General features: G+C 75.1%; 4 protein-coding genes and 1 pseudogene. 1 reads left to right on the top strand and 4 read right to left on the bottom strand.

Annotation, left to right across the window (positions count from 1 at the left end):
• Positions 1-122: 122 nt before the first annotated feature.
• The 3 genes from EBN88_RS30965 to EBN88_RS28730 all read right to left on the bottom strand — a co-directional run bounded on the left by EBN88_RS30965 (position 123) and on the right by EBN88_RS28730 (position 3600).
• On the bottom strand, positions 123-758 hold the full coding sequence (locus EBN88_RS30965) for a hypothetical protein (RefSeq protein ID WP_158621575.1): 636 nt from the start codon (positions 756-758) through the stop codon (positions 123-125).
• Positions 759-967: 209 nt separating this feature from the next.
• Entirely contained in the window at positions 968-2635 is a 1668-nt protein-coding gene (locus tag EBN88_RS28735) for an ABC transporter permease (protein ID WP_233581081.1), read from the bottom strand.
• A complete protein-coding gene (locus EBN88_RS28730) occupies positions 2632-3600 on the bottom strand; it encodes an ABC transporter ATP-binding protein (protein WP_122399934.1) in 969 nt (322 codons plus the stop codon). The genes EBN88_RS28735 and EBN88_RS28730 overlap by 4 nt, the downstream gene beginning before the upstream one ends.
• Positions 3601-3689: 89 nt before the next feature.
• On the opposite strand from EBN88_RS28730, the gene EBN88_RS28725 reads away from it, so the two are divergent.
• On the top strand, positions 3690-4268 hold the full coding sequence (locus EBN88_RS28725; RefSeq protein WP_199742527.1) for a GbsR/MarR family transcriptional regulator: 579 nt from the start codon (positions 3690-3692) through the stop codon (positions 4266-4268).
• A 102-nt stretch (positions 4269-4370) separates the two neighbouring features.
• Here the strand turns inward: EBN88_RS28725 and EBN88_RS30960 are convergent.
• Positions 4371-4699 (bottom strand): annotated as a pseudogene (locus EBN88_RS30960) (diacylglycerol kinase); the annotation flags it as partial.

The raw sequence follows: 4699 nt of genomic DNA, 5'->3' as shown, positions 1-4699 counted from the left end.
GCCGCCGGACGCGCGCCGGCAGGCGCGGCAGCGCGGGCCGGCCGAAGGCGCGCAGCCCGTCCGGCAGTCGGGGAAGGCGCGGCCGGCCGGCCGCGCGCCGCTTCCTAGGCACTCCGCTCCCTCTAGTAGGAGTGGGTGCCGGAACGGCGACGCTTGGCGAGGAAGACGTACCCCACCGCGCCGGCCACCGCCACGCCGCCGCCGATGGCCAGCGCCGTCGCCTGGGCGCCGCCCTCGCCCGCGCCGCCCGAGCCACCGAAGCCGGCCTGGGCGCCACCGCTCGGGGTGCCGGCGGTCGCGGTGAACGTGGCGGTGAGCTGCACCCCGTCGGCGCATTCCACGGTGACCGGGTAGCCCCGGCCGACCTTGAGGCCGTGCTTGATCTTGCCGGTGCCGACCCACTGCCCGGAGTCGCCCCGGCGCAGGTTGATCGGCTCCTTGAAGGCGTCGGAGCGGGCCGGGCCCTCCGGGCGGCAGTTGGCGCGCACCGTCACCGAGGTGCCGGGGCCGCCGGAGGCGGGGGAGATGGTGAGCGGGGCGACGTTGTCCCAGGCTGGCTTGGCGTCCTCCAGCACGGCCAGGCCCTCCTGGGGCACGGCCTCCGAGATCTCGGTGACCTCCTCGGCCGTGACCTGGGCCGGGTCCTGCTCCTGCGCCATGGCCGGCCCCGACAGGCCCAGGGAGAGGGCGACGGTGACGGCCGCCAGCGCCAGCGGTCTGGTCGGCGGGGCGTAGGGGAGGGAACGGTTCGACTTCATGAGCGGGTGACCTCCGGGGCGACTGCCGCACGCGGGGTGCGTGACGAGCTGTCACCCATGCGAACAGTCCGTGACCGACTCCGCATCCGGAGTGGGTCCTCGCGGGTGTATCGGCGCCGCCGTCAGGGGGGCGGCGGCGCGACCAGGCTGAACGCCCGTCAGCGCCGCGCCCCCGTTCCCCGTCCCCGGTGCCGGACCCGTTCGCCCGTCTACGGCAGCTCGAAGTCCCGGCGCCGCACCCCCAGCACGCCCAGCCAACTCAGGCCCGCCGCAAGGGCGGTGAGCACCAGCAGCGGCGTCCACTCCAGCGGGGCGGCCGGCACGCTCGGCACATGGCCCAGCGGCGACAGCTCGCGCAGCGCGTCCGGCAGGTCCACGATCTCGCCCAGGAAGACGACCCCCATGGCGTAGGCCGGAACGGCCCAGGCCGCCGCCGTCGCCCGGGGGAACCAGCCGAAGAGCGCCAGCGCGAGACCCCCGGTGAACCACACGGCGGGCGCGTACGCCAGCGAGGCGAACGCCAACTCGGGCAGCAGCGAGGCGTCCCCGGTCGAGGCGGCGCCCGCCGCGCCCAGCGCGAGCCCGGCGACCAGCAGCACCAGCGTCGCGGCGCCCAGCGCGAAACCCAACTGGCCGCCGATCCACGCCGTTCGGGAGAGCGCCGTGGCCAGCAGCGGCTCCGCGCGGCCGTCCGTCTCCTCGGCGCGCGCCCGGCCCAGCGCCGCGACCACGGCGGCGAGCGCGACGATGGCGAGAATGCTGAGGCAGACCGAGGTGAAGAGTTCGGTGATCGAGGCGTCCTCGATGGCCAGCTGCCTGGCCATCTCCTCGACCTCCTCCAACATCTGCTCGGCGTCGGAGAGGACCGAGCCCAGCATCGCGCCCAGCAGCAGCGCGCCGGCGGCGAAGCCCAGCGCCGTCCCCCGGCCCAGCCGGGTGGCAAGGCCGAGCGGGGTCGCCAGCGAGGCGGCGGCCCCCGGGCGGCCGGGGCGCGGCGGGCGCAGGCCCGCGTTGAGGTCGCGGCGGGTGCTCAGCCAGAACGCCAGCGCCGCCGTCACGCCGGCCAGCGCCAGCAGGAGCAGCAGCGGCCACCAGCGGTTGTCCACGAACGGGTAGCCGCGCTGCGCCCAGCCGACGGGCGAGGCCCAGGAGAGCGCCGTCGGGCCGACGTCGCCAACCGAGCGGAGCGCGTAGGCGGCGCCGACCACGGCCAGGCCAAGACCGGTGGCGCCCCGGGAGAACGCGGTGATCTGGGCGGCGACGCCGGCCGTCCCGGCGAAGGCCAGGCCGAGCGCGGCGGTGGCCGCGCCGTAGAGCAGCGCGCCCTCGGCGGTCAGCCCGTCGGCCTCGATCGCCGCCAGCGTCCCGGCGAGCAGCGCGCCCAGCAGCAGGCTGGCGGCGGCGGCCACCGTCAGGGCGGCCGCCAACTGGGCGTGCCGGCCGAGCACTCCGGACCGCACCAGCTCGGCGCGGCCCGTCTCCTCCTCCACCCGGGTGTGGCGGACCACCGTCAGGACCGCCATCAGGCCGACGGCCAGCGCGAAGAAGCCGAGCAGCTGGTGGCCGGTCATGGCGCCGATGTCGTAGCCCTCGTCGAGGTAGTGCTCGGGGCCCGACATGGCGATGCCGGCGGGGGAACGGAGGGTCTCGGCCGCGCCCGCGCGGTCTTCCGGCTCGGGGTAGTTGCTCTGGAAGCTGGCGACGCTGGCGGCCGTCGTCAGCGTCAACAGCCCCAGCCAGACCGGGAGTCGGACCCGGTCCCGCCGGAGCGCGAAGCGGACCATGGTGCCCGTGCCGACCAGCGGTCCGGCGGGCTCGCCCGACGGCACGGCGGCGGTGGTGGCCTCGGCGGGCGTGGCGGTGGCGGTCCCGTTCATCGCTCGGCCGCCTCACGCGCGCCGTTGTGGCGGTCGCCGTTGTGCCGGTCGCCGTAGTGGCGCAGCATCAGTTCCTCCAGGGTGGGCGGGTGGCTGAGCAGGGTGCGCACCCCGAACTCCGCCAGCGCGCTGATCGCCCGGTCCATGGCCGGCCGGTCCACGGAGAACCGCACCGAGGTGACGCCCGAGCCCTCCGCGTCGGCCTCGACCGGCTCGACCCGCAGGTCGTGCACGCCGGGCAGCGCGTCGAGCCCGGCCACCGGCCGGCTGGTGGTCGCCTCGACGGATGTCCTGGTCAGGTGGCGCAGGTCGTCCAGCGTGCCGGACTGGACGACCTTCCCCTGGCGGACGATGCTCACCCGGTCACAGAGCTTTTCGACCTGGGCCATGATGTGGCTGGAGAGCAGCACGGTCTGACCGTTCTCCTTCGCCTCGCCGATCAGCTCCTGGAACACGGCCTCCATCAGCGGGTCAAGGCCGGCGGTGGGCTCGTCCAGCAGCAGCAGTTCGGCGCGGGAGGCGAGCGCGGCGACCAGCGCGACCTTCTGCCGGTTGCCCTTGGAGTAGGTGCGGCCCTTCTTGGTCGGGTCCAGCTCGAAGCGGTCCAGCAGCAGCGCGCGGCGCTTCGGGTCGAGCCCGCCGCGCAGCCGGGCCAGCAGGTCGATGGCCTCCCCACCGGTGAGGTTGGGCCACAGCTCGACATCGCCGGGAACGTAGGCCAGCCGCCGGTGCAGGGCGACGGCCTCGCCCCAGGGGTCGCCGCCCAGCAGGCGCACGGAGCCGGAGTCGGCCCGCAGCAGGCCGAGCAGCACGCGGATGGTGGTGGACTTCCCCGCGCCGTTGGGCCCGAGGAAGCCGTGCACCTCGCCCGCGCGCACGGTGAGGTCGAGACCGTCCAGGGCCCGGGTACGGCCGAAGGTCTTGACCAGATCGGAGATCTCGATCGCGTTGGTTGAGCGCTTCATACCCCGGAAGCTACGCTTCTTTCAGAAATTTGTGAAGCTAGGAAATTGTCAGAATCTCTGTGGACGGCTGGCAGGATGGCGGGATGACCATGGACCAGACCGACCTCGGCGAGGCCGAGACCGAGAAACCCGGGGAGGGACCCGGGGCCGAAATTACGCGGAACGGCGACCCCTACCCCCGGGAGGTCGCCGCGTTCGTGGAACGGTTCGCCGCCGACCTGGTGGCCGCCGGCTTCCAGCGGATGGCGGCCCGCGTCTTCGCCTGCCTGACCGTCTCCGAGGAGGGCGCGCTCAGCTCGGCCGAACTGGCCGAGCGCCTGCGGGTCTCGCCCGCCGCCATCTCGGGCGCCGTCCGCTACCTCAGCCAGGTCCACCTCATCAGCCGCGAACGGGAGCCCGGCTCCCGCCGCGAGCGGTACCGCCTCCACCAGAACGTCTGGTACGAGGCGATGACCCAGCGCGACGCGTATCTGAGGCGCTGGGAGACGACCGTGCGCGGCGGCGTCGAGATCGTCGGCCCGGACACCCCGGCCGGGCGGAGGCTGAGCGAGACGGCCGAGTTCATGGCCTTCCTTGAGGAGGAGATGGACCAGCTCATGGAGCGCTGGCACGCCCGCCGCGCGGTCAGCGCGCACCCCCTGGAGCAGGAGCCCGAGGAACCCGCCTGACCGGCCGCCGCCCCGGCGCGGCCGATCAGGCCAGGCCCGGAAGCGTCAGGTCCGGAGGCTCAGGCCCGGAAGCTCAGGTCCGGAAGCTCAGGCCCGGAAGCGTCAGGCCCGGTCCGGAACGGTCAGCCGCAGCGCCCCCGGCAGCACCGTCCAGGTCCGCGCGCGGGTGGGCCCCAGATCCACCGCGTTGGCCCGGTAGCTGAACCCCGTCGAGCCGGAGACCGTCACCGAACTCGCCCGCGCCCGCACCTCGTTCCCCTTCGGGCCCGACCGCACCACCACGTCGGCCAGCCCGCCGGCCGGCCGCACCGACACCTCGGCCACCGGCCGCTCGGGATCGGCCAGCAGCCGGCCGTCCGCCTCAACCCGGAGCCGCTGCTCCGGGCGCGCACGCGGCCGCAGCGGCCCCGGCGCCCACGGCTGGCGCGGCT

It is taken from the genome of Streptomyces triticirhizae (assembly GCF_003696235.1).
GTDB lineage: Bacteria > Actinomycetota > Actinomycetes > Streptomycetales > Streptomycetaceae > Streptomyces > Streptomyces triticirhizae.
Note: the sequence above shows the minus strand (reverse complement) of the source record. Positions and strands in the feature narration are given on the sequence as shown.